At 67.6% G+C, this 25,036-nt stretch carries 28 protein-coding genes and 1 tRNA gene; 13 read left to right on the forward strand and 16 right to left on the reverse strand.

Annotated features, from left to right (window positions below):
• Positions 1 to 28: 28 nt before the first annotated feature.
• From E0T84_RS01100 to E0T84_RS01120, 5 genes are read right to left on the reverse strand one after another with little or no spacing between them, the layout of a single operon-like run.
• On the reverse strand, positions 29 to 1,351 hold the full coding sequence (locus E0T84_RS01100; RefSeq protein ID WP_070186400.1) for a DUF58 domain-containing protein: 1,323 nt from the start codon (positions 1,349 to 1,351) through the stop codon (positions 29 to 31).
• Positions 1,351 to 2,310: a MoxR family ATPase gene (locus E0T84_RS01105; protein WP_070186399.1), complete on the reverse strand. Its 960-nt coding sequence runs from the start codon at positions 2,308 to 2,310 to the stop codon at positions 1,351 to 1,353. Before E0T84_RS01105 ends, E0T84_RS01100 begins: the two co-directional genes overlap by 1 nt.
• Entirely contained in the window at positions 2,307 to 3,446 is a 1,140-nt protein-coding gene (locus E0T84_RS01110; RefSeq protein ID WP_070186398.1) for a DUF4350 domain-containing protein, read from the reverse strand. Before E0T84_RS01110 ends, E0T84_RS01105 begins: the two co-directional genes overlap by 4 nt.
• Entirely contained in the window at positions 3,443 to 4,030 is a 588-nt protein-coding gene (locus tag E0T84_RS01115) for a DUF4129 domain-containing protein (protein WP_138743517.1), read from the reverse strand. The genes E0T84_RS01110 and E0T84_RS01115 overlap by 4 nt, the downstream gene beginning before the upstream one ends.
• Before the next feature lies 1 nt (position 4,031).
• Positions 4,032 to 5,018 (reverse strand): hypothetical protein, encoded by a 987-nt coding sequence (locus tag E0T84_RS01120; protein WP_138743518.1) that lies wholly within the window; start codon positions 5,016 to 5,018, stop codon positions 4,032 to 4,034.
• A gap of 50 nt (positions 5,019 to 5,068) precedes the next feature.
• Here E0T84_RS01120 and E0T84_RS01125 point away from each other — a divergent pair, with 50 nt between their 5' ends.
• Genes E0T84_RS01125 through E0T84_RS31750 form a run of 3 tightly spaced genes read left to right on the forward strand, consistent with a single transcriptional unit; the run spans position 5,069 to position 6,428 of the window.
• Positions 5,069 to 5,740 (forward strand): SIMPL domain-containing protein, encoded by a 672-nt coding sequence (locus tag E0T84_RS01125; protein ID WP_138743519.1) that lies wholly within the window; start codon positions 5,069 to 5,071, stop codon positions 5,738 to 5,740.
• 29 nt (positions 5,741 to 5,769) lie between these two features.
• Positions 5,770 to 6,234, forward strand: a complete 465-nt coding sequence (locus E0T84_RS01130; protein ID WP_138743520.1) for a GatB/YqeY domain-containing protein — start codon at positions 5,770 to 5,772, stop codon at positions 6,232 to 6,234.
• A 47-nt stretch (positions 6,235 to 6,281) separates the two neighbouring features.
• Positions 6,282 to 6,428, forward strand: coding sequence for a hypothetical protein (locus E0T84_RS31750; protein ID WP_171054847.1), 147 nt, complete (start codon positions 6,282 to 6,284; stop codon positions 6,426 to 6,428).
• 244 nt (positions 6,429 to 6,672) lie between these two features.
• Here the strand turns inward: E0T84_RS31750 and E0T84_RS01140 are convergent, their stop codons facing one another.
• Both E0T84_RS01140 and E0T84_RS01145 read right to left on the reverse strand, forming a co-directional pair.
• Entirely contained in the window at positions 6,673 to 7,461 is a 789-nt protein-coding gene (locus tag E0T84_RS01140; RefSeq protein ID WP_138743521.1) for an acyl-CoA thioesterase II, read from the reverse strand.
• A 36-nt stretch (positions 7,462 to 7,497) separates the two neighbouring features.
• Positions 7,498 to 7,992: an SRPBCC family protein gene (locus E0T84_RS01145; protein ID WP_138743522.1), complete on the reverse strand. Its 495-nt coding sequence runs from the start codon at positions 7,990 to 7,992 to the stop codon at positions 7,498 to 7,500.
• A gap of 68 nt (positions 7,993 to 8,060) precedes the next feature.
• Between E0T84_RS01145 and E0T84_RS01150 the strand changes: the two genes are divergently transcribed.
• Together E0T84_RS01150 and E0T84_RS01155 are read left to right on the forward strand one after the other, a co-directional pair.
• Complete coding sequence (locus E0T84_RS01150; protein ID WP_070185601.1) at positions 8,061 to 9,203, forward strand: serine/threonine-protein kinase; 1,143 nt, start codon at positions 8,061 to 8,063, stop codon at positions 9,201 to 9,203.
• A 124-nt stretch (positions 9,204 to 9,327) separates the two neighbouring features.
• Positions 9,328 to 9,582 (forward strand): hypothetical protein, encoded by a 255-nt coding sequence (locus E0T84_RS01155; RefSeq protein WP_131823103.1) that lies wholly within the window; start codon positions 9,328 to 9,330, stop codon positions 9,580 to 9,582.
• Between the two features lie 78 nt (positions 9,583 to 9,660).
• Here the strand turns inward: E0T84_RS01155 and E0T84_RS01160 are convergent.
• The 4 genes from E0T84_RS01160 to ponA2 all read right to left on the reverse strand — a co-directional run bounded on the left by E0T84_RS01160 (position 9,661) and on the right by ponA2 (position 14,572).
• Positions 9,661 to 9,734: transfer RNA gene (locus tag E0T84_RS01160), tRNA-Pro, on the reverse strand.
• A gap of 303 nt (positions 9,735 to 10,037) precedes the next feature.
• A complete protein-coding gene (locus tag E0T84_RS01165) occupies positions 10,038 to 11,153 on the reverse strand; it encodes a PLP-dependent cysteine synthase family protein (RefSeq protein WP_138743523.1) in 1,116 nt (371 codons plus the stop codon).
• Entirely contained in the window at positions 11,150 to 12,094 is a 945-nt protein-coding gene (locus E0T84_RS01170; protein ID WP_070188789.1) for a metallophosphoesterase, read from the reverse strand. Before E0T84_RS01170 ends, E0T84_RS01165 begins: the two co-directional genes overlap by 4 nt.
• 27 nt (positions 12,095 to 12,121) lie before the next feature.
• Positions 12,122 to 14,572, reverse strand: a complete 2,451-nt coding sequence (gene ponA2 / locus E0T84_RS01175; protein WP_171054848.1) for a transglycosylase/D,D-transpeptidase PonA2 — start codon at positions 14,570 to 14,572, stop codon at positions 12,122 to 12,124.
• 327 nt (positions 14,573 to 14,899) lie between these two features.
• Here ponA2 and E0T84_RS01180 point away from each other — a divergent pair, with 327 nt between their 5' ends.
• A complete protein-coding gene (locus E0T84_RS01180) occupies positions 14,900 to 15,229 on the forward strand; it encodes a WhiB family transcriptional regulator (protein ID WP_070188787.1) in 330 nt (109 codons plus the stop codon).
• A gap of 27 nt (positions 15,230 to 15,256) precedes the next feature.
• On the opposite strand, the gene E0T84_RS01185 is transcribed toward E0T84_RS01180, so the two are convergent.
• Both E0T84_RS01185 and E0T84_RS01190 read right to left on the reverse strand, forming a co-directional pair.
• Positions 15,257 to 16,387: an ArsA family ATPase gene (locus E0T84_RS01185; protein WP_138743524.1), complete on the reverse strand. Its 1,131-nt coding sequence runs from the start codon at positions 16,385 to 16,387 to the stop codon at positions 15,257 to 15,259.
• A 31-nt stretch (positions 16,388 to 16,418) separates the two neighbouring features.
• Entirely contained in the window at positions 16,419 to 17,450 is a 1,032-nt protein-coding gene (locus E0T84_RS01190) for an ArsA family ATPase (protein WP_171054868.1), read from the reverse strand.
• A 44-nt stretch (positions 17,451 to 17,494) separates the two neighbouring features.
• Here E0T84_RS01190 and E0T84_RS01195 point away from each other — a divergent pair, with 44 nt between their 5' ends.
• The 3 genes from E0T84_RS01195 to E0T84_RS01205 are packed head-to-tail and all read left to right on the forward strand — an operon-like array spanning position 17,495 to position 18,905.
• A complete protein-coding gene (locus E0T84_RS01195) occupies positions 17,495 to 17,656 on the forward strand; it encodes a DUF4177 domain-containing protein (protein WP_075908995.1) in 162 nt (53 codons plus the stop codon).
• A complete protein-coding gene (locus E0T84_RS01200) occupies positions 17,653 to 18,108 on the forward strand; it encodes a RidA family protein (RefSeq protein ID WP_138743525.1) in 456 nt (151 codons plus the stop codon). The genes E0T84_RS01195 and E0T84_RS01200 overlap by 4 nt, the downstream gene beginning before the upstream one ends.
• Entirely contained in the window at positions 18,105 to 18,905 is an 801-nt protein-coding gene (locus E0T84_RS01205) for an MBL fold metallo-hydrolase (protein WP_138743526.1), read from the forward strand. Before E0T84_RS01200 ends, E0T84_RS01205 begins: the two co-directional genes overlap by 4 nt.
• An 85-nt stretch (positions 18,906 to 18,990) precedes the next feature.
• On the opposite strand, the gene crp is transcribed toward E0T84_RS01205, so the two are convergent.
• Positions 18,991 to 19,665 (reverse strand): cAMP-activated global transcriptional regulator CRP, encoded by a 675-nt coding sequence (gene crp / locus E0T84_RS01210; RefSeq protein ID WP_003883807.1) that lies wholly within the window; start codon positions 19,663 to 19,665, stop codon positions 18,991 to 18,993.
• 505 nt (positions 19,666 to 20,170) lie between these two features.
• Here crp and nth point away from each other — a divergent pair.
• Genes nth through marP form a run of 4 tightly spaced genes read left to right on the forward strand, consistent with a single transcriptional unit; the run spans position 20,171 to position 23,491 of the window.
• The gene (gene nth, locus E0T84_RS01220) at positions 20,171 to 20,851 is read left to right on the forward strand and encodes an endonuclease III (RefSeq protein WP_171054870.1); all 681 of its coding nucleotides are present in this window, start codon (positions 20,171 to 20,173) and stop codon (positions 20,849 to 20,851) included.
• Between the two features lie 2 nt (positions 20,852 to 20,853).
• Positions 20,854 to 21,501, forward strand: coding sequence for a TlpA disulfide reductase family protein (locus tag E0T84_RS01225; RefSeq protein WP_138743528.1), 648 nt, complete (start codon positions 20,854 to 20,856; stop codon positions 21,499 to 21,501).
• Positions 21,502 to 21,512: 11 nt separating this feature from the next.
• Positions 21,513 to 22,289 (forward strand): CoA pyrophosphatase, encoded by a 777-nt coding sequence (locus tag E0T84_RS01230; protein ID WP_138743529.1) that lies wholly within the window; start codon positions 21,513 to 21,515, stop codon positions 22,287 to 22,289.
• 11 nt (positions 22,290 to 22,300) lie between these two features.
• Positions 22,301 to 23,491 carry an acid resistance serine protease MarP gene (gene marP / locus E0T84_RS01235; RefSeq protein WP_070188780.1) on the forward strand — a complete coding sequence of 397 codons (1,191 nt, stop codon included), beginning with the start codon at positions 22,301 to 22,303 and terminating at the stop codon, positions 23,489 to 23,491.
• Between the two features lie 4 nt (positions 23,492 to 23,495).
• Here the strand turns inward: marP and E0T84_RS01240 are convergent, their stop codons facing one another.
• Together E0T84_RS01240 and E0T84_RS01245 are read right to left on the reverse strand one after the other, a co-directional pair.
• Complete coding sequence (locus E0T84_RS01240) at positions 23,496 to 24,437, reverse strand: alpha/beta fold hydrolase (protein ID WP_138743530.1); 942 nt, start codon at positions 24,435 to 24,437, stop codon at positions 23,496 to 23,498.
• On the reverse strand, positions 24,437 to 24,943 hold the full coding sequence (locus tag E0T84_RS01245) for a phage holin family protein (protein WP_070188791.1): 507 nt from the start codon (positions 24,941 to 24,943) through the stop codon (positions 24,437 to 24,439). Before E0T84_RS01245 ends, E0T84_RS01240 begins: the two co-directional genes overlap by 1 nt.
• Positions 24,944 to 25,036 lie beyond the last annotated feature (93 nt).

Here is a 25,036-nt window from a genome sequence, read left to right on the forward strand (position 1 = left end):
ATCGAGCGATGAGGGCGTCCCGGCAAGCCTAGAGCTTGCCGGCCGCTTTCATCGCCAGATAGTGGTCGGCCAGGGCCGGCGCCAGATCCTCGGGACGGGCATCGACCACGTCGACGCCGTGTCCGCGAAGCCGCGACGCGATCGCCCTGCGGTCATTGCGGGCCCGCTCGGCAGCGGCGGCGTCATACACCTGCGCGGCGTCGGAACGGCCGGCCGCCAACTGATCCACCCGCGGATCGGCGACCGCGGCCAGCAGCACCTGATGACGCGCCGACAGTTGTGGCAGCACCGTCATCAACCCCTCATCGAGAGCCGAGGCATTGAGATCGGTCAGCAGCACCACCAGCGCCCGGCCCCGCACCCGTCGCAACAACGTCGAAACCATCGCGGTGGCATCGGATTCCACCAGCGCCGGCTGCAACGGTGCCATCGCCGCGACGAGCGAGGCCAGCAGCTCGGTGCGTGACGCGCCCCAGACCCCGGCGCGGGCCGCCCGGTCGATGGCCAGGAAATCGACATGGTCCCCCGCCCGCGAGGCCAGCGCCGCCAACAGCAGCGCCGCGTCCATCGACCAGTCCAGTCGCGGCCACCCGCCCGGATCCAGTGCCGTCGGGTCCACCCCGACCCGGCCGGCCGAGGTACGGCCGGTGTCGAGCACGATCACCACGCGCCGGTCTCGTTCCGGGCGCCAGGTGCGTACCACCACGTCGGCACGCCGCGCGGTAGCCCTCCAGTCAATCGATCGGACGTCGTCGCCGACGACATACTCACGCAGCGAATCGAATTCAGTGCCCTGGCCACGGATCAGCACCGGGATCGCCCCGTCCAGCTGCCGCAGCCTGGCCAGCCGCGACGGCAGATGCTTACGCGACAGGAACGGCGGCAGGATACGTATCTGCGCGGGCAGCGGCTGCGAACGTTGACGGCCGGCCAGGCCCAGCGGGCCGACCGAACGCACCGTGACCAGCTCGCTGCGTTGGTCGCCGCGGCGGGCCGGGCGCAGCCGGGTGGACAGGGAAAGCTGCTGCCCGGCACCGATGTCCACCTGATGCGCGCGGGGCTGCGCCGTCGCGCTGGGCGGCCAGCCGTCGCGAATCGCGCCGCGCAGTGTCCGCCGTCCGGTGTTGTGCACGGTGAGCACGGCATCGACGGTCTGCCCCAGGCGTGCGGTCGAATCACCGCCACGGGCCAGCTGCAGTCCCCCGATCCGGCCGGCCAGCGCCACATCGGCAGCCACGGCTGCGGCCAACAGTGCCGCCAGTGCCGCGAAAGCGGTTGCCGGCCATGGGGCCAACGCGATCGGCAGCACACAGATCAGTGCCACCAGACCAGCGCGGCCGGTGAGAACCATCAGCGCGGCACCGGAACGGCGGCCAGGATGCCGTCCAGCACCCCGTCGGCGGTAGCGCCCTCCAACTCGGCCTCCGGGCGCAGCGCCACCCGGTGGCGCAGCGTGGACCGCGCCATGGCCTTGACGTCATCGGGGGTGACGTAGTTGCGTCCGGACAGCCACGCCCACGACCGTGATGTGCCCAGCAGCGCGGTCGCGCCGCGCGGTGACACACCGAGCTGCAGCGACGGGGAATGCCGGGTGGCCCCGACGATGTCGACGATGTAGCCCAGCACCTCGTCGCCGGCCAGCACCTGGCGTACCGCATCGCGACCGGCCGCCAGTTCGGCGGCGCCGGCCACCGGCTGAACGGCCGACAGGTCACGCGGATCGAACCCGTGCGCGTGCCGGCCCAGGATCGCGATCTCCTGATCCCGCGGCGGCAGCGGCACCGTGAGTTTGAGCAGGAAGCGGTCGAGCTGCGCCTCGGGCAACTGGTAGGTGCCCTCGTACTCGATCGGGTTCTGGGTGGCCGCCACGATGAACGGGTCGGGCAGTGGCCGCGGGGCGCCGTCGACGCTGACCTGACGTTCCTCCATGGCCTCCAGAAGCGCCGCTTGGGTTTTCGGTGGCGTCCGGTTGATCTCGTCGGCCAGCAGCAGGTTGGTGAACACCGGCCCGGAGCGGAATTCGAACTCCGCGGTCCGCGCGTCGTACACCAGCGACCCCGTGACGTCGCCGGGCATCAGGTCCGGGGTGAACTGCACCCGCTTGAACTCCAGCTGCAGGGCCGCGGCCAACGTGCGCACCAGCAGGGTCTTGGCCACACCGGGCACCCCCTCCAACAACACGTGCCCGCGGCACAGCAACGCCACCACCAGGCCGCTGATCACCGCGTCCTGGCCGACCACCACCTTGGCGATCTCGTTGCGCAGGGCCAGCAGGGCTTCACGGGCATTCTCGGAGGTGGGCTGAGTCACGAGTGGGCGACCTGCCTTTCGATGTCGTCGAGTTGGTTTGCGAGATGGACGAGTTCGGCATCGGTCGCCGGTGGCGGGCCGAACAGGATGTGGCCGGCCGAGCCGGCAGACGTACCGGAGCCGGCTGAGCCGGCGGGCGTGCCGCAGCGCGCGGCGACGGCAGCTGCGACGGCGTGCGGCGGCGCCGCCGTGTTCAAGCCGAGCCTCGGCAGCAGTCGGCCCAGCGTCGCGGTGCGCAGCGCGTCGGCGGCCCGGCCACGTGCCCGCCGTGAGCGGTACAGCCGCCCACGGCCCTCGACAGTCTCCGAGGCGCGGACCACGACCGGCAGGGATTCGGCGACCAGCGGACCGAGGCGCCGGGACTGCGCCACCGCCAGCAACGCCACCACCAGACACAGCTGCAGGACGATCCACCTGACCTGCGGCGGAACCAGATCCGACAGCGTGCCGTCACTGCTTGAGCTGGACTCGAAATGCTGGGGTGCGTACCAGACCACCCGCGGCGCGGCGCCGGCCAGATTCATCGCCAGAGCGGCATTGCCCTCTTTGAGCAGGCGCGAGTTCGTCATGAAATCACCCGTGCCGACCACCGTGACGGTCCGGGACCCATCGTGGTAGCGGGCCAGCGCGCCGCCGTAGCAGAGGGTCACCGGGGTATCGCCGGCCGCTTCGTAGGTATCGGTGGTGCCCAGCTGCGTCCTGCCGGCCCGGTTTGCCTCGGGCAGTTCACAATCCGGCTCGCCGCCGCCGAATTGCGATGGCGTGCCTGCCCGCAGTCGCGGGGCCAGTTTCTCCCGAGTGAGTCCGATGGGCGCCACGAGCAGCAGGTCACCGGGCAGATGAGTCAACCTGCTGACGGTCTTGTCGCTGGCCAAAAACATCGTCTGCACCACCACCAGCAGGGTGTCGGGCCGGGCGGCACGCTGCACCTCGTCGACGTCGTCGGCGACGATCACGTCGACACCCTGGTCGCGCAACAGGCTGACCAACGCGTGCGTCCCCTCCGGTGAGGTGGACTCGGGATCCATCGCCCCGCCCGGGCGCGGTGCGGTCAGGTACACCGTCGCAACGGCCACCGCGACGACCACGGCCAAGGCCAGCAGCACCCAGCGCACGGTGCGGAAGTGCCCCCTCATGCGGGTACGACCTCGTCAAGGGTCGCGATCGCCCGATAGGCCGATTCGGTTCCCGGCTGCTCACCGTACGTGACGTCGTTGAAAGTGGTTGCCGCGCTGTGCAGTTCGGACGACAGAGCAGGTAGCGCGGTCGCGGCGTCGCGGGCGAGTTCGGTGGCGGTGCGACCCGGAACCGCGTTGAGTACTCCGGTCTCCTCAAGGTGGCGGGCCAGCGCACGGACCCGGTGCCGAATCGCGGCGGACCAATCACCTTGTGCGGCATGTCGTTCAGCGATCGCACGATGCTGTCCAGCGCTGAGTTCCTGGTCGCCGAACAAGGCGGGATCCGCGGTGCGGGAGGTGTGCATCGTGCGCCGAGCGATCCGCACCGCGACCACCACGGCCACCACGGCCAGGATCACCAACACCGAGATGGTGAACCAGCCACCGGGAATCGTGGAGCCGGCGGCCGTGATCCGGTACAGCAAGTCGTTGAGCCACTCACCGATCTGATCGGTCGGCGAAGCCCGAGGGTAGATCGGCTTGGCCAATTCGTTCTGCGCGGCGTCGTGTGCGGCGTCACGGTCGATGTCGATGCTCATCACCTCAGATGTACCGCGGTAGCCACAGTTGATCGGCGGTCTCGGCCGGTGCATCCGCGCCCGTCTGCAGCATCAGATCGAACGCCTCGGCCCGGAACCGGCGGTCGGCGTACAGCAGCACCACCACGCCCGCGCTGAACGGTGCGGTGACGATCTGACCGATCGCGGCGCCGACGGCACTCAGGATCAGGGCCGGCAGCGTTGGGCCGTCGGCAACCATCGTGATGATCTGCCCCGCCACGTTGAACGGCGCGCCGACCCCCCACCCGATCACCGCGGCCACGATCGTGGCCAGCACCCAGATGCCGAACACTCGCCAGAAATCCTTGTTCACCAACGTGAACGAGCGCTTGATCGCCGCGACGATACCGAGATGCTCCAACACGATCACCGCTGGGGCGAACAGCAGAACCGTCGACACATAGAGCACGCCGAGCAACGCCAGCGGCAGCGACACCGCGCCCACCGCGAACGCGGCGAGGCCACCGACGAGGGTGCCCGCCCCAGCGATCGCGATGACGACGCCGGTGATGACGACGCCCAACGCCAGGGCCTGCAACGCGGTCAGCCCGATCAGTGTGGGCAACCGGCCGCGCAGCCGGCGCCAGGCCTCACCCACGGTGATGCTCGCACCGAACACCGAACGGCCGATCACCACCGTGAGCATGCCGCTGAGCAGCAATGAGGCCAGCGTCGTCACCACGATGCCGCTGAACGCAGCGGCGGCGAACACCGCGATGCTTCCGGCCGACGGGGACTCACCCTGCAACGTGGAGTCGAATTCGCCGAGCGCCGACAGTGGCCCGACTTGCAATGCGAGCGTGACGATCTGCGATGCGAGCACGACCACGGTCGCCAGCCCCAGCGTGGCCTTTGGGTTGGTGCGGATATAGGCGACCGCGCCGTTGAAGATGTCGGTCAGGCTCAACGGACGTAGCGGGATGACGCTCCCTGCCGAAAAGTGCGCAAGGTGTGGCCGACCGCTCGTCATGCGCTCCATCCTGTCCTCCCACGTCGCCGGTCAGCAACTACGGTGAGGACATGCCGACCGAGATCATCGTTCGTGGATCGTTCTCCGCCTACCGGCCCCCCGAGCGTGCCACGGTCCACGCCACCCTCGGCTACGAAGGGCCGGCCATCGAGCCGGTGTACGAGCGGGTGGTCCGCGACCTGGACACGGTGAAATCCTCGATCACCCCGCTGCACGACCCCGACGCCGGGCCGGTCACCAGATGGTCGACCGGCCAGGTCCGCACCTGGGCCAACCGACCCTGGAACAACGAGGGCAAGCAGCTGCCGCTGGTGCACCACGCCAGCGTCGACATCGAGGTCAGATTCAGCGATTTCACCGCGCTGTCGCAGTGGGTGGGAGGCCATGTCACCGAGACCGGCGGGTTTGCGTTGTCACGGATCGAGTGGGCACTCACGGCCAAACACCGAGACGAACTCGTCGCCGAGGTCCACACGGCGGCCGTGGCCGACGCCGTGACCCGCGCCCAGCGCTACTCCGATGCCTTGGGCCTCGGACAGGTCCGGCCGGTGGCGATCGGCGATGCCGGCATGCTGGCCCGCCCACCCGAGGATGCGTCGTCCCCGCGGGCCCTGCGTGCGATGGCAACTCGGGGCGGCGGCGCCCCCGAACTCGACTTCGCACCCGCCGATATCGAGGTCGCGATGTCTGTCGACGCGAAATTCGTGGCGGGCGAGGGCTGATCACGGCGATCACGGCGTAGGTTGACGCTATGGCCGAGCTCAAGGACAAGCTGCGCGCGGATCTGACCGGCGCGATGAAGTCGCAGGACAAGCTGCGTACCGCGACGCTGCGGATGCTGTTGGCCGCGATCCAGGCCGAGGAGGTCTCGGGTAAGCAGGCCCGAGAGCTGTCCGACACCGAGGTGATCGCGGTACTGGCTCGCGAATCGAAGAAGCGCGGCGACGCGGCCGAGATCTACACCCAGAACGGTCGAGGCGAGCTTGCGGCCAACGAGCACGCGGAAGCCCGTGTCATCGACGAGTACCTGCCCACCCCGCTGACCGACGCCGAACTCGCCGATGTCGCCGACACTGCCATCGCACAGGTCGCCGATCAGCTCGGGGAGCGCCCGGGCATGCGTCAGATGGGCCAGGTGATGAAGGCCGCCACGGCCATTGCGGCGGGCAAGGCCGACGGCGCGCGGTTGTCGGCCGCGGTAAAAGCGCGCCTCTGACGGACTCCGGGGAGTTTGAGGCGGTCGGCGGCGGGTATCTCAGGCGTATGCCTACCGGTAAGGGGATCTACGACGAAGAGCACCGCAAGAACAGCGGTGACGGCACCGACAAGCACGATCGGGTCAAGAACGTGCCGGAAGACACGCCGGACGTCGACGCCACCGACAGCACCACCCAGGAACCGCCCGATTGAGCGCTACACAAAGGACGGTCACTCGGCATCGCGCCCGATGCGGCTGCTGTGATAGGCGGCGCGACGGACGTCGGCCAGCCAATGAGGTACCAGCTGCACCCCGTCAGCCTCGTGCCAGCACGCCACTCGGGTGGAACAGGCGCCGGTGCCGAACCGCAGCACCGAGCTCGACCGGCAAGGACGCAATATCGGAGAATCTCATGCCACCGGCTGCCCGCGATGGCGGAGTTGCAAACGCGGCGGACTAGATTCGCCAGAGCGCTTCCTGGGTGACGCTGGCGATCAACGTGCCCGCGGCGTCGTAGAGCGAGCCACGCGCCAGGCCGCGGGAATCGTTGTGGTTCGCCGGCTGCAATTCGTAGCGGTGCCAGCCATGGGGTGAGAACGGCCGGTGGAACCAGATCGAGTGGTCCAGGCTGGCGGCGAAACCGAGATCGGACCGCAGTGCCACCGTGGGCGGAAGCGCCGAGGGAACCGGTCCGAGATCGGACAGGAACGTCAGGGTGCAGGCCCGGATCAGCGGGTCGTCCTCGATCTCGGCCTGCGTGCGGATCCAGAACGGTGAGATCGCGAACTCGGAGTCATCGGAGGGCATGGTGCGCAGGTCGAACTTGTCACCGAAATCCATGATGTCGTGCTTGGGGGCGGCGGCGTCGAACTCCAGGACCGGCGGGGCGTCGGGGGACCAGTCCAGGCCCGGCTCGGGCTGATGGAATGACGCCATCATGTCCAGGATGACCTTGCCGTCCTGGCTGGCGGTGACGTGGCGGGTGGCGAACGCGCGGCCGTCGCGGGTGCGGTCGACGTGGAACTCGACGTCGGCGTCGTAGCTGCCGCCCCGGACGAAGTACGCGTGCAGCGACTGCGGCAGCTTGCCGTCGTCCACGGTGGCGCCGGCCACCGCCAGCGACTGCGCCGCGATCAGGCCGCCGAACAGCCGCCCAGTCGCGCCCCTGCGCGGTTCCCGAATGCAGAAGTCATCGCCGTCACGTTTGTACTGCAACAGTTCGGCGATCCAGCTCAGCGCGGCCATCGGCCGACGCTATCAACTGCTTGGTTGGGAGCTCGATCACACTCGGGCAAAATAGCGTTGGCCGTCCGATGCGAGCCGCCCGAACGCTGCCTTGACCACCGGTGCCAGGCCCTTGAACGGGATCGCGAGCAGCGGCTTCGGCTCGATCGCCACGATCCAGGTGAACTGCGTCTGCCCGTCACCGGCGGGCTCCACCAGGTAGTCCTCGGCGAACCGGCGCAGCGACGGAATGTTCGCGTGATCAACGGCGAACGAATAGCGACGGCCCTCCTCCCAGCGGAAGAAGGTCTCATGCACTCGGACCAGGCCGGGCGCCAGCGTCACCTCACGGGAGCTGCCGACGCCGAACGGCCTCGGGGTCACCCAGTTCACCTTGGTGACCGACGGACCCCACGCGGCCAGGGACTCGTCGGATACCAGCGACTCCCACACCTTCTCGGGCGGTGCGGCGAAGCGCTTGTGATAGGCGAAGATGTGCGGGGCAGTCGTGAAGAAATCGGCGTCGGCGGTTTCCAACGTGAACCGGGGCATGGTGTCAGCATGCCTCAGCACGGCACTGCGGGATACTAGGTTGCAAGCCCATTCCGGAGAGGGGACCTATGACGGCGGCGCTCGGCGGCCGCTACGAGCTACGCGGCGTGCTCGGCCGCGGCGGCATGGCCGAGGTGCACGATGGCTGGGACACCCGGCTGTCGCGTCCGGTCGCGGTCAAGTTGCTCAACCCGGCCCTGGCCGCCGACGAGGTGACGCGTCGGCGCTTCGAGAACGAGGCGCGGGCCGCCGCGTCACTGAACCACCCGAACATCGTCGCGATCCACGACAGCGGCGAAGACCGCGGGACGCCCTACATCGTCATGGAGCGACTGCCCGGCCCCACCCTCGCCGAGGAGATCGCTGCCGGACCGCTCTCGGCCGAGCGCGTGCGCTGGGTGCTGAACGACCTGCTCAGTGCATTGTCGGCCGCGCACGGCGCAGGCATCCTTCACCGCGACATCAAGCCCGGCAATGTCCTGATCACCACGTCCGGCGCCGCCAAACTCGCCGACTTCGGCATCGCCAAGACCGACGGCGCCGCCCACACCCGCGTCGGGATGGTCTTCGGCACCGCGAATTATCTGAGCCCACAACGGATCACCGGCCGGCCGGCGTCGCCGTCAGACGATCTGTACGCCCTCGGTGTCCTGGGGTACGAGGCACTGACCAGGCGGCTTCCATTCGAGCGTGACAACCCGGTGGCCACCATGCGGGCAGTACTCGACGAGCCGCTGACACCGATCAGCGTGCTGCGACCCGATGTCGATCCGGCGCTGGTCCACGTGATCGAACGCGCGATGGTGCGGGACCCGGCGTACCGCTTCGCCACCGCCGCCCAGATGCGGGCCGCGTTGCAGGCGGCGCAGCCAGTGCCGGCCGTACCGCCACCTCCGCCGACGCGACCGGCGACCCTGATGCTGCCCCCGCCACCAGAGCCCCGCCGGTCCCGCGCCCGGATGGCACTGCTGACCGGAGGCCTGCTGGCCGGTGTCGTCTTGGCCGCACTGCTGTTGATCTCCGATCCGCCGCCACAGCGCACACCCGTCACCCCGGTGATCACCTCGGTTGAGCCCACGGCGCCGGCCACCAGTGTCCCGACCTTCTCACCGCCGACCGGGCCCGAGGATGAGTGGGATCAGGGCCCTGGCATCGGCAACGGCCATGGAAAAGGCAAGGGCCATGGGAAGAAAGGCCATCCGCACGACTGAGGCGGTTCTGCCGGTTCGGCGTTGCGGTTCAGGTCGGGGATAAGCCGCGGGTTGGAATAGATGCCGAAGCCGCAACGTTTTCCATTGCATAGAGATCCTATGTTTTCAATGGATGGGTTTTGATATGAGCAATTTTGGCATCAAGTTGTCGGCCGCGGTCGGTGGATGCGCCGCTGTTGCATTGGGTGTGCTCGGGGCCGTCGGAGGTCAGCAGAATGGTCCCGTCTCGCTTCTCGGGTTCCAGCCGTCGTCCCCGATGCAGACCGGGATAACCATCACGCCGTCCAACCCGGCGCACGCACCCGAGGTCCCCATGGCTACTCCGGGTATCAAGGGGCCTGCCCCGCTGCCTCTGGAAGAACAAGGGCTACCGGGATAGGCAAGCGGTACCAGCTGTCGAGCGGAACGGGTAAGGCCCAGACCGGATTTCTCAGGTCTGGGCCTTACTCACATATTGTCGGGGTGGCGGGATTCGAACCCACGACCTCTTCGTCCCGAACGAAGCGCGCTACCAAGCTGCGCCACACCCCGCGTGAAGCTTCGACAGCCTATCGCACCGGGTACCTCGAAAGCCAAACGGCCACCTCTGCGTCTGCAACACCATGGATCTGCGTCGATTTCCACCGCTGGGTTGTGCCGCGGCGAGGATCACAGCCCATGTGTGGAAAACGGCGCGCTGGTTTTGGCGGCCGAAAACGCTACCGCGGGAAGCAATCGGTGCGTCGGTGGCGTTATACGACGCATGACCGTACTGGGCGCCTCCGTCTACTTGGGCTTCTTCGCCCTCGCGGCGTTGTGGCTGTTCCTGACGGCCGAGACAGATGTCGAAGCGGATCAGGACCAGCTGCCCGAGCGCTCGAACTCCGAGAGCACCTCCGCGGATGCCGAGGTGTCCAGCCCCTGGGCGTTGAGCCAGTCCGTATCGAAGTAGGTGTCTGCGTAGCGGTCACCGCTGTCGGCCAGCAGGGTCACCACCGACCCGCTGCGGCCGTGCGCGATCATCTCGGCCAGTAACTGGAACGCGCCCCACAGATTGGTTCCGGTCGACGGCCCGACCCGACGGCCCAGCACCCGGCTCGCGTGATGCGCGGCGGCCACCGACCCGCAGTCGGGCACGGCGATCATGCGATCGACCACACCGGGCAGGAACGACGGCTCCACCCGCGGCCTGCCGATGCCCTCGATACGTGAGGACGCGGCGGTCACGACGTCATCGCGACCCTGCTCGTAGCCCGGGAAGAACGCCGAATTCTCCGGGTCGACGACGCACAGCTGCGTGGCATGCCTGCGGTAGCGGATGTAGCGGCCGATCGTCGCGCTGGTACCCCCGGTGCCCGCCCCCACCACGATCCACTCCGGCACCGGATGCGGTTCCAGTCGCATCTGTTCATAGATCGACTCGGCGATGTTGTTGTTGCCGCGCCAGTCGGTGGCCCGCTCGGCGTTAGTGAACTGGTCCAGATAGTGCCCGCCGGTCTCCTCGGCCAACCGGTGCGCCTCGGCATACACCTGCGACGACTCGGTGACGAAATGGCAACGGCCACCCTGGGCTTCGATCAGTGCGATCTTCGAGCCGCTGGTCGAGGCCGGCATCACCGCGATGAACGGCAGACCCAGCAGCGCCGCGAAGTAGGCCTCGGACACCGCTGTGGAGCCCGACGACGCCTCGATGATCGTGGTGCCCTCGCCGATCCAGCCGTTGCACAAGCCGTACAGGAACAGCGAACGGGCCAGCCGGTGTTTGAGGCTGCCGGTGATGTGGGTGGACTCGTCTTTGAGATACAGCTGCACGTCGATGTCGCTGCACCAGGCCGTCGGCAGCGGATAACGCAACAAATGCGTGTCGGCGCTGCGTTTGGAATCGGCCTCGATCAGCCGCACCGCATTGTCGACCCACCGGCGCGGCCGGGGATGCGCGGCAGTACCGGCAGTACTGGCCGGCCGGCTCACCGGGCCGAGACGGCCGGGCTGGATTGTCCGGCCCTCGTCCCGACGTGCCCGCCACCGGTCGGTGCCGCGACGAGCGTGAGCAGGGTGGCTTCCGGGCGGCAGCAGAACCGCACGGGCGCGAACGGCGACGTGCCGATACCGGCCGACACATGCAGCTGCATGTGCGAACCCCACTTCGAGGCGCCCTTGGCGCGGGACCGGTCCAGCTCGCAGTTGGTCACGATGGCCCCGTAGAACGGCAGGCACAACTGCCCGCCGTGGGTGTGCCCGGCCAGCACCAGCTGATAGCCGTCGGCGGCGAAACGGTCCAACACCCGGGGTTCGGGGGAGTGGGTGAGCCCCAGCGTCAGATTCGCCGCGCCGTTGGCCCGCCCGGCGACAGTGTCGTAGCGATCGCGCTTGAGATGCGGATCGTCGACGCCGGCCACAGCGATGTGAAGCCCGGCCACCTCGACGTCGCGACGGATGTGGGTCATGTCCAGCCAGCCACGCTCGGTGAATGCCGCGCGCAGGTCCTGCCAGGGCAGCGGCTCACCGTGTGTCCGGTGCTGCGGGTTGGTGATGTAGTTCAGCGGGTTCTTCAGCCGCGGCGCGAAATAGTCGTTGCTGCCGAACACGAACAGGCCGGGTGCCGAGAGCAGGTCACTCAGGGACTGCACGACGGCGGGCACGGCCTTCGGATGAGCCAGATTGTCGCCGGTGTTGACCACCAGATCTGGCTCGAGGCGTGCCAGGTCCCGTAGCCAGGCCTGCTTGCGGCGCTGGTTGGGGCGCATGTGCAGATCGGACAGGTGCAGCACCCGCAGGGGTGAGGAGCCCGGGGCGAGCACCGGCATCGTCGCCTCCCGCAGCACGAACGCATTGCGCTCGATCAGGGACGCGTAGCCGATCCCGGCAACCAACGAACCGGCGGTGACGGCAGCTGCCTTGTTCACTGACATGCAGGCAAGCCTACTGCGAACCGGTCCTCACGGGGGTGGTGGAGGCCCGAGCACCGGGACGGTGATCGGCGGCAGGCCCGGGATCTCGACCACAGTCTGGCCGATCTCGGGCGGTGGCCCACCCGGCATCGGGAACGCGACGGGGGGCGGCGGCGGGGCCGGCGGGATCCCGTTGCTCACCTGGATCGTGATGATCGAGCCCGGAATCGTCTGGCCGCTGGGCGTGGTGCCGACTACGGTGCCGGATTTGGAACTGCTGTTGACCCAGGCGGCGCCGTCGGCCACCTGGAATCCGGACTCCTTGAGCCGCAGGCGCGCGGCTTGCTCATCGAGTCCGTTGACAGTCGGCACCACCGAGCCGGGGCCGCCGTCGACGTAACGCGGATCGGTCGGGGGCAACGCGACGGGGCCGAAGTTGTTGGCGATCGGCTTCAGTGCGGTGAACCAGGTGCGCGCCGGTTCGTTGCCGCCGAACAGGTTGCCGTCTCCGCACTGGCGCAGCGGGAACGAGCACAGCTCACCGGGGCTGCTCGAATCGTCGTAGATGTAATTGGCCGCGGCGTACTGGTTGGTGAAGCCCAGGAAGCCCGACGAACGGTGCGCCTCGGTGGTGCCGGTCTTGCCCGACATCGGCAGATCCCAGCCCACCGAACCGGCCGATCCGGAGGCGGTACCGCCGGCCTGGTCGTCCTTGCTCATCGCATTGGCCAGGGTGTTGGCCAGGCCTTCGGGCACTGCCTGATCGCAGGTCTCGGTGGTCACCGACACCTCGTTGCCGTGCCGGTCGAGTACCTGCGCGATCGGGTTGGGTGGGCACCAGGTGCCGCCGGAGGCCAGCGTGGCCGCCACATTCGACAACTCCAGCGCGTTGACCTCGATGGGGCCCAGGGTGAAGGAGCCGATGTTCTGCCGCTTGATGAAGTCGGCCAGGCTCTCGTTGCTGTCCGGGTCGTAGTCGCGGGCGGTGCCGGGCAACGCATAGGACCGCAGCCCCAGCCTGACCGCCATGTCCACCGACCGCTGCACACCGATCTGCGAAATCAACTTGGCGAACGCGGTATTGGGCGAGGTGGCCAACGCGTCGGTCACACTCATCGACCCCCGGTAGCCACCGGCGTTCTTCACACACCAGGTCTCCTTCGGGCACCCCGGGGTGTCGCTGCTGCCCAGCCCCTTGGCTTGAAAGAACCCCGGCACCGGCAGCTGGGTGTTGATGCCCATCCCCATGTCCATGGCCGCGGCCGTGGTGAAGATCTTGAAGATCGACCCGGCGCCGTCACCGACGAGTGAGAACGGCTGCGGCTGCATGGTTTCGCCGGCGTCGGTGTTCAGGCCGTAGGTGCGGTTGCTGCCCATGGCCAGGACGGGATGAGACTCCTTACCCGGCTTGATCACACTCATTACACTGGCGATCCCGGGTGCGTCCGGTCGGGCGATGCTGTCGATCGCCGACTTCACCGAGCCCTGCACGTCCGGATCCAGTGTGGTCTTGATCAGATAGCCGCCCTTGGCCACCTGATCCTTGGACAGTCCCGCGCGGGCCAGATACTCCAGCGCGTAATCGCAGAAGAACGCCCGGTCGCCGGCGGCGATGCAGCCCCGGGGCAGCTCGTTGGGCTGCGGCAGGACGCCCAGCGGCTGTTGTTTGGCGGCCCGCAGTGCCTCGGCCTCCTGCGGGATGTTGTCGATCATGGTGTCCAGCACCAGGTTCCGCCGGGCCAGGGCGCCGTCGGGATTGGTGTACGGATTGAGCGCGCTGGTCGATTGCACCATGCCGGCCAGCAGGGCGGCCTGCTGCCAGTTCAGCTCCGAGGCGTTGATGCCGAAATAGGTCTGGGCGGCGTCCTGAACGCCGAAGGCGCCGTTGCCGAACGACACCAGGTTCAGATAGCGGGTCAGGATCTCGGGCTTGGTGAACGTCTTGTCCAGCGTGAGCGCCATCCGGATCTCACGTAGCTTGCGGGCAGGCGTGGTCTCGATCGCTGCGCGGCGCTCGGCATCGGTCTGGGCGACGACCAGCAACTGGTAGTTCTTCACATACTGCTGCTCGATCGTCGAACCGCCGCGGGTGTCCGTGTCGCCGCGCATGTAGCCGGTCAACCCGGTGAGTGTGCCCTGCCAGTCCACGCCGTTGTGTTCGGCGAACCGCTTGTCCTCGATCGAGACGATGGCGAGCTTCATGGTGTTGGCGATCTGATCGCTGGGCACCTCGAAGCGGCGTTGCGAATACAACCATGCGATGGTGTTGCCCTTGGCGTCGACCATGGTCGAGACCTGCGGAACCTCGCCCTCCACCAGGGCGGCCGAACCGTTGGCCACCACGTCGGAGGCCCGGTTGGACATCAACCCGAAACCACCCACGACCGGGAACATGAACGCGGCCGCCAACACGCTGGCCAGCAGGCAGCACCAGGCGAGTTTGATGATGGTGACCGCTTGGGGTGGCTGCGCGGGCGGTCGAGTCGGCTGCTCCGGCATGGGTACAGAGTAGCTATCTCGTTCTTGCCCGCTTCCTGCGAGCGGGGCTCACCGTCACAACCCGCTTGCCTGCAGAAATACCGCATTGCGTCAATAAGACGGTCAGACGGCACGGCCGTCCCAAAAAAGTGGCTCGCAAACTGTTGCGTTAATACCCTCTGACCACCTAGCTTGGACACACAGTGCGATCCAGGTAACACCCGCTGGCGCAATGTGGCGTAGATCGCAACGGCGTTCTACACCGGAAGGTTTCAACGCCCGCCATCTGGGGAGATGGCTGGAACGAAGGGATCGCTGGTGTCAGGTACACGAACTGTCGCAGACAAGATGAACGCTTCCGCCCCAGCCACCAACTTGGTCCACCGAGGCGAGGGCGAAGCCCGGATCGCCTGGGTATCCCAGGCGCGATGCCGTCAGACGGATCCGGATGAGCTGTTCGTCCGCGGCGCTGCACAACGCAAGGCCGCCGTGATCTGCAGGCACTGCCCGGTGATCCTCGAATGCGGCGCCGACGCTCTCGACAATCGCGTGGAGTTCGGGGTGTGGGGCGGAATGACCGAACGTCAGCGTCGTGCGCTGCTCAAGCAGCATCCGGAAGTCATCTCCTGGGCTGAGTTCTTCGCCGCCCAGCGCAAGCACCACCGCAGCGCCGTCTGAGCCTGCGCTCATCATCCGCAGGCCTGGCTAGACAGGTTCCCCGACGCCGGTGATCTGATCGGCGATGGCGCGTAACGCTTCCAGGTCGGATACATCGAACGGTAGCGACGGCACGCCGACGATCGCCACATGCGGGTTGGCGCCCGTGAATCGGGACAGCAGCCGTACCTCGCGCTTGGCGGTTTGTGCCCGGTCGGCATGGACGCGCAGCACCGCCGCGGTCAGCGAATCCGGATCCTCGGCCGCCAGTTCGTCGGCGGCCTCCTCGGCCTTCTCGGCGTGCAGATCGCACAGCGTGGGATGGGTGCGGTTCAGGATCAGCCCGGCCAGCGGCATGCGCTCGTTCGACAGCCGGTCGACGAAGAACGACGCCTCACGCAAGGCATCGGGCTCGGCCGCCGAGACCACCACGAACTGGGTGCCGCGCCGCTTGAGCAATTCGTACGTCCGGTCCGCCTTCTCGCGGAACCCCCCGAAGGTGGCATCCAGCGATTGCACGAAACCTGCTGCGTCGGAAAGCATTTGCGATCCCAACACGGTGGACAATGCCTTCATCGCCAACCCGACGGCGCCCGTGACCAACCGTCCGATGCCGCGGCCCGGCGCCAGCAGCATCCGCCACAGCCGGCTGTCCATGAAGCTGCCCAACCGTTTTGGCGCGTCGAGGAAATCCAGGGCGTTGCGCGACGGCGGGGTGTCCACCACCACCAGATCCCACTTGTCCTCGGCCAGCAGCTGGCCGAGTTTCTCCATGGCCATGTACTCCTGCGTGCCCGCCAACGAGGTGGCCACTGTTTGGTAGAACTGGTTCTCCAGGATGGCATCGGCGCGGCCTTCCCCGGAGTACTGCACCACCATCTCGTCGAACGTGCGGCGCATGTCCAGCATCATCGCGTGCAGTTCACCGGTGACCTCGGGGGCCAAGGGAACCCGCTGCGGGGTGTTGCCCAGATCTTTGATGCCCAGCGCCTGGGCCAGTCGCTTGGCCGGGTCGATGGTGAGCACCACGACGGTGCGGCCGTATTCGGCGGCCCGCAGTGCCATCGCAGCCGCGGTGGTGGTCTTGCCGACTCCGCCTGCGCCGCAACAGACTACGACGCGGTTGGCGGTGTCGGACAGGATCGCTTCCATGTCGAGGGCGGGCGGTTTGGCGCTCATGATTGTCTCCTCTTCGCGCAAGCGCTCATCGCTAACGCACCCCTTGCGCTTCGAGTGCTTCGGCAAGTTCATACAGGCTGCCCAGATCGACACCGTCGGTCAACGCCGGCAACTCGAGGCGGGGGATGTCGATGGCGTCGAGCAGTTCGGCGCTTTCGGCGCGGGCCGCGATTCGGGTGGCGTGCTGGATCGACTCGGTGAGCAAACCGGCGAAATCGTTGTCCGTCAACGTGATTCCTACCTTGGCCAGGCCCGCGCGGACGGTGTCGGCGTCGATGTCGCCCTCGGCGGCCTTGGACAGATCCTCGGCGGGCAGGTATGCCGGGATGTTGCGGTTGACGATGACGCTTCCGATCGGCAGCCCCATCTCGGTGAGCTCGTCGATCGCCTCCAGCGTCTCCTGGATCGGCAGGGCTTCCAGCAGGGTCACCAGGTGGATGGCGGTCTGCTCGGAATGCAGCAGCTTGACCACGCCATCGGCCTGCGAGTGCACCGGCCCGCCCTTGGCCAGGTCGGAGACCGCCTTGGTGACATCCAGGAAACGCGGAATACGGCCCGTGGGAGGAGAATCCACCACCACGGCGTCGTAGACACCACGCTTGCCCTTGGCGTCCTTTTTCTCGCGGGTCACGATCTCTTTGATCTTGCCGGTGAGCAACACGTCACGCAGACCGGGTGCGATGGTGGTGGCGAACTCGATGGCGCCGATGCGGCGCATGGCCCGTCCGGCGATGCCGAGGTTGTAGAACATGTCGAGGTATTCGAGGAACGCGGCCTCGATGTCGATCGCGAGCGCGTTGACCTGACCGCCACCGTCGGCGGTGGCGACCTTGACTTCTTCGTACGGCAGTGGCGGCACGTCGAACAGCTGGGCGATGCCCTGGCGTTCCTCCACTTCGACCAGCAGCACCTTGCGGCCCCCGGCGGCCAAGGCCAGGGCCAGTGCTGCGGCGACGGTGGACTTGCCGGTGCCGCCCTTTCCGGAAACGAAGTGCAGCCGGGCTTTGGTCAGCCGCGACGGCCAGCCGACGTGTTTGGCGCCGCTCTCAGTGGTTGCCACCAGTGCATGCTAACCAAGCCTGAGTGTTCGACCGATAGGCTCGGGCCATGAGTGAACCAACCCGGTGGGAATACGCCACGGTGCCGTTGTTGACCCACGCCACCAAACAGATTCTCGACCAGTGGGGACAGGACGGCTGGGAGCTGGTCTCCGTGCTTCCCGGGCCGACCGGCGAGCAGCACGTCGCGTACCTGAAGCGGCCGAAATGACCGTAAGCGCACGGCTGACCGAACTCGGCATCGAATTGCCCGACGTGGTCGCGCCGCTGGCGGCCTATGTGCCCGCGGTCCGGACCGGCAACTTGGTTTACACCGCTGGTCAACTGCCGATCCAGGGCGGCGAGTTGCAGGCCGCGGGCAAGGTCGGCGCCGAGATCAGCCCGGAGCAGGGCAAGGAACTCGCCCGGATCTGCGGTCTCAACGCGCTGGCCGCAGTGCACGCGTTGGTGGGCATCGACTCGGTCGTCAGGGTGGTCAAGGTGGTCGGGTTCGTGGCGTCGGCCTCTGGATTCAGCGGGCAACCCGGCGTCATCAACGGCGCCTCGGAATTGTTCGGTGAGATCTTCGGTGACGCGGGTGCTCACGCCCGTTCGGCCGTCGGCGTGTCGGAGCTGCCGCGCAACGCGCCGGTCGAAGTCGAGATCATCGTCGAGGTTTCGTGACCTCTGGGGCGAGCCTGCAGCACCCGGCGTACGGGCTGCTGCGGTCCGTCGTCGAAACAGACACGGTTTCGGCCTCGGTGCTCCTGTGCGACAACCCGGGGCTGATGACGCTCGAGGGCACCAACACCTGGATCCTGCGCGCCCCGAACAGCAACGAGATCGTCGTCGTGGACCCCGGACCCGATGACGAGGCGCACATCGCCCGCATCGCCGACCTGGGCACCGTGGCGTTGGTCTTGATCAGCCACAAGCACGAGGACCACACCGGCGGAATCGACAAGCTGGTCGATGCCACCGGCGCGGTGGTGCGGTCGGTAGGCAGCGGATTCCTGCGCGGCCTCGGCGGCCCGTTGACCGACGGCGAGTTGATCGATGCCGCCGGCTTACGGATCAAGGTGATGGCCACTCCAGGGCACACCGTCGATTCGTTGTCGTTCGTGGTCGACGAGGCGGTACTGACCGCAGACACCGTGCTGGGCCGCGGCACCACCGTCATCGACACCGAGGACGGCAGCCTGCGTGACTATCTGGAATCGCTGCGCCGGCTGCAAGGCCTCGGCCCCCGTGTGGTGCTACCCGGGCACGGACCGGACCTTCCCGATCTGCGCGCAGTGACCGCGATGTATCTGGCCCACCGCGAGGAGCGGTTGGATCAGGTGCGGGCGGCGCTGGCCGAACTAGGGGACGACGCCGGGGCGCGGCAGGTGGTCGAGCATGTCTATACCGACGTCGACCAGAAACTCTGGGATGCCGCCGAAAAGAGCGTTCAAGCTCAACTGGACTACCTGCGGGCCTGACCCGGAAACGCCGAAACGGCATTCCGGCAGCTGGTTACTCGAACAACCGCTGCCGGAATGCCGTTTTCGGCGTAGTTGGCGGGCGCTATCGTGCGCGGCGCGCCAGACGCTCCGAGTCGCTGATCAACACGCTCTTGCCCTCCAGCCGGATCCAGCCGCGGTGGGCGAAATCGGCCAGCGCCTTGTTGACGGTCTCGCGGGACGCGCCGACGAGCTGGGCGATCTCTTCCTGCGTCAGATCGTGCGTGACCCGCAGCGCCCCGCCCTCCTGGGTTCCGAACCGCTGGGCCAGCTGCAGCAGCTGCTTGGCAACCCGGCCGGGAACGTCGGTGAAGATCAGGTCGGCCAGGTTGTTGTTGGTGCGACGCAGACGGCGAGCGAGCACGCGCAGCAGCTGTTCGGCGATCTCCGGACGGTCGGCGATCCACGCGCGCAACGCGTCACGGTCCATCGACACCGCGCGCACCTCGGTGATGGTGGTGGCGCTCGAGGTGCGGGGCCCCGGGTCGAAGATCGACAGCTCGCCGAACATGTCCGAAGGACCCATGATGGTCAGCAGGTTCTCGCGGCCGTCAGGCGAACGGCGGCCGATCTTCACCTTGCCGGAAATGATGATGTACAGGCGGTCGCCGGGCTCGCCTTCGGCGAAGACCGTATGCCCGCGCGGGAAGTCGACGGGCTGCAACTGCTTCGTCAGCGCCGAAACGGCGGTCGGTTCGACGCCCTGGAAGATTCCGGCCCTGGCCAGGATCTCGTCCACGTTGCCCCTTAAGCTATTGGGTGGTGTTGTCCTCTTACTGGTACTTCCTGCTCAGTCTAGAGGTACGCGGTTTCGCGACTAGCTCACGCTACACACGATTGACAGGTCGAGACGCAGGAAACCCGGTATTTATGGCCTGCGGTTCGTAGTAGCGCGTCGGCAAACGCTCACTATCGAGGTCGATCGTCACCGGCTTGACCCTCGGTGGGAGGGCGGCCGGGGCGGGCTCTCGGGCCAAACCCGATTCGAGTCGCTCGAGCCCAACCGCCGCCAGCATGAGCAACCCCGGGATGAGTGCTACCAGCAACCACGACACAACGCAGTAGTTAACACGGCGTAGGTCTCAGTGGGGTCACGAATCATCACCGGTCCGCGCAGGAGATTGTCTGTCGAGGTCAGTACGCTGATTGTCGTGACTGAGGCTGCCGCCCCGACAGGGAAGACGCGCCGGTCCAAGAAGTGGGACTCCGAAACCCACCTGGGCCTGGTCCGTCGGGCTCGACGGATGAATCGTGAACTGGCCCGGGCTTTTCCGCACGTGTACTGCGAACTCGACTTCACCAACCCGCTCGAGCTCACGGTGGCGACCATCCTGTCGGCGCAGAGCACCGACAAGCGGGTGAACCTGACCACGCCCGCGCTGTTTCTCAAATACCGCTCCGCGCTGGACTACGCGCAGGCCGATCGCACCGAGATGGAGGAGCTGATCCGGCCGACCGGGTTCTACCGGAACAAGACCAACTCGCTGATCCGGCTGGGCCAGGAACTGGTCGCCCGGTTCGACGGCGAGGTGCCCGCGACCCTCGACGACCTGGTCACGCTTCCCGGGGTGGGGCGCAAGACCGCCAACGTCATCCTCGGCAATGCCTTCGACATCCCGGGCATCACCGTCGACACGCACTTCGGGCGGCTGGTGCGGCGCTGGCGGTGGACGGCCGAGGAGGATCCGGTCAAGGTCGAGTTCGCCGTCGGCGAGCTGATCGAACGCAAAGAGTGGACCCTGCTCAGCCACCGGGTGATCTTCCACGGCCGCCGCGTCTGCCATGCCCGCAAGCCCGCCTGCGGGGTGTGTGTGCTGGCCAAGGACTGCCCGTCGTTCGGGCTCGGGCCCACCGACCCGGAGACCGCTGCCGCCCTGGTCAAAGGCCCCGAGACCGAGCATCTGCTGGCGCTGGCCGGCCTGTGAAGGTGAGCGTTTCCGCGCGCTGGACCGTGGTGGTCCTGGTGATCCTGGTGGCGCTGGGCACCGCGTTCTGGATGGAGCTGCGCGACGAGCCGGAACTGCAGGCCGAGGCGGGGCAGTCCACATCGCGCGACCACCGCGACGCCGACACCCCAGAGGCATTGGCCGGCCCCCGGGCCCGGGCCGATCTGCCGCCGTGCCCCGCGCCCGGGAAAGGAGAAGGTCCCGCGGCGTTGCGTGGCATCACCCTGGACTGCGCGGGCGACGGAAAACCCGTCGACGTGGCATCCGCGCTCGCCGGCCGGACTGTCGTGCTCAATCTCTGGGCATACTGGTGTGGGCCGTGCGCCGACGAGCTGCCGGCGATGGCCGAGTACCAACGCCGGGTCGGTGACGACGTGCTGGTGGTGACCGTGCATCAGGACGAGAACGAGACGGCGGCGCTGGTGCGGCTGGCCGAACTCGGAGTGCGGCTGCCGACGCTGCAGGACGGTCGGCGGCTGGTCGCGGCCGCGCTCAAGGTGCCCAACGTCATGCCTGCGACGGTGGTCCTGCGCGCGGACGGTAGCGTGGCCGGGACCCTGCCCCGCTCGTTCGTCAGCGCCGACGAGATCGCGGCGGCGGTCGACGAGAAGATCCGCTCTAGCCGATAGGAGCATCCGGGGTGAGATCGACGCGCGACGGGCTGTTCCCGGATGCCGCCCCGGCCTGGCTCAAGCCACTGGTCGACAACCTAGACCGGGTACCGGACGCTTACCGTCGGCGGGTACCCCCCGAGGTGCTGGCCGCCATCGTCGAAGCCAACAATCAGGCCGCCGTCGCGGGCGCCCGGCGCGACGCCGCAGTCCTCGTGTTGTTCTCGGGTCCGACCGACGGTGCACCCCCGACCCCGCCCGAGGAGACCGACCTGCTGGTGACGGTCCGCGCCTCGTCCCTGCGCCACCATGCCGGCCAGGCCGCGTTCCCCGGCGGCGCCGCCGATCCCGGTGACGAAGGGCCGGTCGGCACGGCCTTCCGCGAGGCGTGGGAGGAGACCGGTATCGACACCAGCCGGCTGTACCCGCTGGCCACCATGGAGAAGATGTTCATCCCGCCCTCGGGGTTCCACGTCGTCCCCGTGCTGGCGTATTCGCCGGACCCGGGCCCGGTGGCCGTCGTCAACGAATCCGAGACCGCCGTCGTGGCGCGAGTTCCGGTGCGGGCCTTCATCAACCCGGAGAACCGCCTCATGGTCTACCGGGAGGCCAACACCAGCCGATTCGCCGGCCCGGCCTTCCTGCTCAACGAGATGCTGGTGTGGGGTTTCACCGGCCAGGTCATCTCGGCGATCCTCGACGTCGCGGGCTGGGCCAAGCCGTGGAACACCGAGGACGTCCGCGGACTCGATGACGCAATGGCCCTCGTCGGGCATGACAACGGTTACGGTGAAGCCCCATGTTGAAGTGGATATAGATGACACCCTCGGTCTGGCTCGATTTCGCAATCCTCGGCATCGGCTTCGTCGCAGCCATCTCAGGCTGGCGCTCGGGCGCGCTCGGCTCCCTGCTGTCGTTCATCGGTGTGGTGCTCGGCGCTGTCGCGGGCGTGCTGTTGGCGCCGCACGTCATCCCGCACATCAGTGGTGACCGCACCAAGCTGTTCGCGACGCTGTTCCTGATCCTCGCGCTCGTGGTGATCGGTGAGATCGCCGGTGTGGTGCTGGGCCGTGCCGTCCGCGGCACCATCCGCAACCCGCTGTTCCGCGCGCTGGACTCGGTGGTCGGAGTCAGCCTGATGCTGGTCGCCGTGCTGGTCGCGTCCTGGCTGTTGGGCAGCCTGCTGACCTCCGCTGATCAGCCGAACCTTGCTGCCGCAGTAAAGAATTCGCGTGTATTGACCGAAGTCGACAAGGTGGCGCCGGACTGGATGCGCTCGGTGCCCAATCGGTTGTCGACCCTGCTGGACACCTCGGGGCTGCCCGATGTGCTCGAACCCTTCGGTCGCACCCCGATCGTCAACGTCGACGCCCCGGATGCCTCGCTGGCCATCGATCCCGTGGTGACGACGAGCCGCGCGAGCGTGGTCAAGATCCGTGGCGTCGCGCCGAGCTGCCAGAAGGTGTTGGAGGGCAGCGGGTTCGTGATCGCGCCCAACCGCGTGATGTCCAATGCCCACGTGGTGGCCGGTGCAGACAGCGTGACCATCGAAGCCGACGGCCAGACCTACGACGCGGGCGTGGTGTCGTACGACCCCAACGCCGACATCTCGATCCTCGACGTGCCGGACCTGCCGATCACCCCGCTGCAGTTTGCCGAACAACCGGCGCCGAAGGGCACCGACGCGGTGGTGATGGGCTACCCGGGCGGCGGTGACTTCCTTGCCACCCCGGCGCGCGTGCGCGAGATCATCGAGCTCAACGGGCCTGACATCTACCGGACCGCCACCGTCACCCGCGAGGTTTACACGGTGAGGGGCACGGTGCGGCAAGGCAATTCCGGTGGGCCGATGATCAACCGGGCCGGCAAGGTGCTCGGCGTGGTGTTCGGCGCGGCAGTCGACGACGCCGATACCGGGTTCGTGCTGACCGCCAAGGAAGTCGAGCACCAGTTGGCCAAGGTCGGCAACACCCAGCGGGTGGCGACCGGAACCTGCATCAACTCCTGATCAGCTAGGCATTCAGCTGGGCCAAGAACCGGTTCAGCTGCTCATTGACCGCCCCGGGCTGTTCTTCGTGGCCGAAATGCCCTGCACCCGTGATCGATACGTAGCGGCCGTGCGGCACATAGCGTTGCGTCCGGTGTACCGGATCGGTGAGCACGTAAGGGTCGGCGTCGCCACGCATGTGTAACACCGGCACGCTGATCGGACGCTTCATCGAACGCATGAACCGCAGGCCCTCACTGCGTAGCTGGCTGCGCACCGCCCACCGCTGGTATTCGAGGGCGCAGTGCGCGGCTCCGGGAATCTGGATGGCCTGACGCAGATGGCCCATGGTTTCGGAGAAGTCTTGAGTGCCCTGCCATTCGGCCCCCGCCCGGCTCCGGACCAGGCGTTCCAACTCAGCGCCGTCGTGGCGGGTCAGCGCGTGCTCGGGCCAGACGGGCAACTGGTAGCGCAACATCGACGGCAACAAGGCTCGACCCTGGTCACGGCGGCTCAAGGTGGCGGACCGCAGCGCCACCGGATGCGGTGAGCTGACAAGGGCGATCGCGTTGACCACACGAGGGTGCAGGACCGCCGTCGCCCAACACACCAGGCCGCCGTCGGCATGACCGACCAGCGTCGCGGTCTTGTGGCCCAACGCGCGCACCAGTCCGGCGGTGTCCCCGGCCAGGGTCCAGCCGTCATAACCTCGCGGTGGTTTGTCGCTGTCGCCATAGCCGCGCAGGTCGACTGCCACGACCCGGGCGCCGGTCAGCGCGGTGAGTTGGTGACGCCACGACCACCAGAACGAGCCGAACCCGTGCAGCAGGATGACCAGCGGCCGATCCGCCGGCTCGGGCTGCGAGCTCTCACCCTCGGTCACATGGAAGCGGATGCCGTTGGCATGCACCTGCAGATGCCGCCATGGCCCCTCGATCCTGGTGATCGACGGGGCGGGTGGGGGCATTACCAGCCTGACGGATCGGTGGCCGGCCGGACCGGGACCGCAGGCAAGGCGCCCTTGTCGTGGCCGGGTGTCAGCGCCTCGCGGGTCTCCTTGACCGATTCGATGGTCTGCTGCGGACCCTTGATGCGTCGCACCTTCAGGAAGCCGAACAACGCCAGCGCCCCCGTGGTCAGCACCATGAGGCCGAACACGATCAGGAAGGCCACCCAGCGCCAGAGCCAGGTGTCGAGCAGCTCGGCCAGGAAGAAGAAGAAAAAGAAGGTCGAGTAGAACAGGACCACCAGCGCGGCGATGAAGAACACGCTGCCGGTCAGGCCCTTCTTCACATCCCGGGTGATCTCGGCCTTGGCCAGCTCCACCTCGGCCCGCAGCAGCGTGGAGACCTGCGCGGTGGCGTCCTTGACCAGGTCGCCGATCGAGGGGTCCGGCTTGGGGGCATGCGGGTCGACGAGCGGAATCGAGGTCACCGTCGTCGGAACGCCGTCCCTGCGGTCGCCTGTGCTCATGGCGTTCATGTTGCCATGCGGCGAACCCGTTAACGATCCCGGCCGACATCCGCGCCTTAGTAGACTGACCGCATTCTTGAGTTGCGCGGGTCG

This window comes from Mycobacterium sp. DBP42, assembly GCF_005924235.1.
Lineage (GTDB): Bacteria > Actinomycetota > Actinomycetes > Mycobacteriales > Mycobacteriaceae > Mycobacterium > Mycobacterium syngnathidarum.

Bases quoted from the DNA above. Each gene is read 5' to 3' on its own strand.
- E0T84_RS01100 (WP_070186400.1), bottom strand. From the start codon at position 1,351: ATGGTTCTCACCGGCCGCGCTGGTCTGGTGGCACTGATCTGTGTGCTG.
- E0T84_RS01110 (WP_070186398.1), bottom strand. From the start codon at position 3,446: ATGAGGGGGCACTTCCGCACCGTGCGCTGGGTGCTGCTGGCCTTGGCC.
- E0T84_RS01120 (WP_138743518.1), bottom strand. From the start codon at position 5,018: ATGACGAGCGGTCGGCCACACCTTGCGCACTTTTCGGCAGGGAGCGTC.
- E0T84_RS01125 (WP_138743519.1), top strand. From the start codon at position 5,069: ATGCCGACCGAGATCATCGTTCGTGGATCGTTCTCCGCCTACCGGCCC.
- E0T84_RS01130 (WP_138743520.1), top strand. From the start codon at position 5,770: ATGGCCGAGCTCAAGGACAAGCTGCGCGCGGATCTGACCGGCGCGATG.
- E0T84_RS31750 (WP_171054847.1), top strand. From the start codon at position 6,282: ATGCCTACCGGTAAGGGGATCTACGACGAAGAGCACCGCAAGAACAGC.
- E0T84_RS01140 (WP_138743521.1), bottom strand. From the start codon at position 7,461: ATGGCCGCGCTGAGCTGGATCGCCGAACTGTTGCAGTACAAACGTGAC.
- E0T84_RS01145 (WP_138743522.1), bottom strand. From the start codon at position 7,992: ATGCCCCGGTTCACGTTGGAAACCGCCGACGCCGATTTCTTCACGACT.
- E0T84_RS01150 (WP_070185601.1), top strand. From the start codon at position 8,061: ATGACGGCGGCGCTCGGCGGCCGCTACGAGCTACGCGGCGTGCTCGGC.
- E0T84_RS01155 (WP_131823103.1), top strand. From the start codon at position 9,328: ATGAGCAATTTTGGCATCAAGTTGTCGGCCGCGGTCGGTGGATGCGCC.
- E0T84_RS01170 (WP_070188789.1), bottom strand. From the start codon at position 12,094: ATGTCAGTGAACAAGGCAGCTGCCGTCACCGCCGGTTCGTTGGTTGCC.
- ponA2 (WP_171054848.1), bottom strand. From the start codon at position 14,572: ATGCCGGAGCAGCCGACTCGACCGCCCGCGCAGCCACCCCAAGCGGTC.
- E0T84_RS01180 (WP_070188787.1), top strand. From the start codon at position 14,900: ATGAACGCTTCCGCCCCAGCCACCAACTTGGTCCACCGAGGCGAGGGC.
- E0T84_RS01185 (WP_138743524.1), bottom strand. From the start codon at position 16,387: ATGAGCGCCAAACCGCCCGCCCTCGACATGGAAGCGATCCTGTCCGAC.
- E0T84_RS01195 (WP_075908995.1), top strand. From the start codon at position 17,495: ATGAGTGAACCAACCCGGTGGGAATACGCCACGGTGCCGTTGTTGACC.
- E0T84_RS01200 (WP_138743525.1), top strand. From the start codon at position 17,653: ATGACCGTAAGCGCACGGCTGACCGAACTCGGCATCGAATTGCCCGAC.
- nth (WP_171054870.1), top strand. From the start codon at position 20,171: ATGAATCGTGAACTGGCCCGGGCTTTTCCGCACGTGTACTGCGAACTC.
- marP (WP_070188780.1), top strand. From the start codon at position 22,301: ATGACACCCTCGGTCTGGCTCGATTTCGCAATCCTCGGCATCGGCTTC.
- E0T84_RS01240 (WP_138743530.1), bottom strand. From the start codon at position 24,437: ATGCCCCCACCCGCCCCGTCGATCACCAGGATCGAGGGGCCATGGCGG.
- E0T84_RS01245 (WP_070188791.1), bottom strand. From the start codon at position 24,943: ATGAGCACAGGCGACCGCAGGGACGGCGTTCCGACGACGGTGACCTCG.